Annotated in this window: 1 protein-coding gene and 1 pseudogene; both read left to right on the top strand. The window is 45.9% G+C overall.

Features of this window, described 5'->3' with window-relative positions:
* Window positions 1-100, top strand: a pseudogene (locus ACJHX7_RS26195) (ANT(3'')-Ia family aminoglycoside nucleotidyltransferase); the annotation flags it as partial.
* Between the two features lie 27 nt (window positions 101-127).
* The gene (gene dfrA14, locus ACJHX7_RS26190; RefSeq protein ID WP_004201280.1) at window positions 128-601 is read left to right on the top strand and encodes a trimethoprim-resistant dihydrofolate reductase DfrA14; all 474 of its coding nucleotides are present in this window, start codon (window positions 128-130) and stop codon (window positions 599-601) included.
* Window positions 602-891 lie beyond the last annotated feature (290 nt).

The raw sequence follows: 891 nt of genomic DNA, 5'->3' as shown, positions 1-891 counted from the left end.
AAGAATTTGTTCACTACGTGAAAGGCGAGATCACCAAGGTAGTCGGCAAATAATGTCTAACAATTCGTTCAAGCCGACGCCGCTTCGCGGCGCGGCTTAACTCAAGCGTTAACCCAGGATGAGAACCTTGAAAGTATCATTGATGGCTGCGAAAGCGAAAAACGGCGTGATTGGTTGCGGTCCAGACATACCCTGGTCCGCGAAAGGGGAGCAGCTACTTTTTAAAGCATTGACCTACAATCAGTGGCTTCTGGTGGGTCGCAAGACGTTTGAATCTATGGGCGCACTCCCCAATAGGAAATACGCGGTCGTTACCCGCTCAGGTTGGACATCAAATGATGACAATGTAGTTGTATTTCAGTCAATCGAAGAGGCCATGGACAGGCTAGCTGAATTCACCGGTCACGTTATAGTGTCTGGTGGCGGAGAAATTTACCGAGAAACATTACCCATGGCCTCTACGCTCCACTTATCGACGATCGACATCGAGCCAGAGGGGGATGTTTTCTTCCCGAGTATTCCAAATACCTTCGAAGTTGTTTTTGAGCAACACTTTACTTCAAACATTAACTATTGCTATCAAATTTGGAAAAAGGGTTAACAAAGCTATGCAATCGACGGCAAAAAGCTTCGTTCGCTTCGCGCACTACGCCTTTTCCGCGATTGATAGCGACGTTATGTGAATATTGAAATGAGCATTCCAAAGAAAGGAAGTAGAAAAATTATCGTGGGCGAAAATGAGTTTTTGTGGCTCATTAGGTCAAAACTCACATATTCGCAGGACGGCACTGTTGCAAATAGTCGGTGGTGATAAACTTATCATCCCCTTTTGCTGATGGAGCTGCACATGAACCCATTCAAAGGCCGGCATTTTCAGCGTGACATCATTCT

This window comes from Escherichia sp. WS1451, from assembly GCF_046487365.1.
GTDB classification, from domain to species: domain Bacteria; phylum Pseudomonadota; class Gammaproteobacteria; order Enterobacterales; family Enterobacteriaceae; genus Escherichia; species Escherichia coli.
Note: the sequence above shows the minus strand (reverse complement) of the source record. Positions and strands in the feature narration are given on the sequence as shown.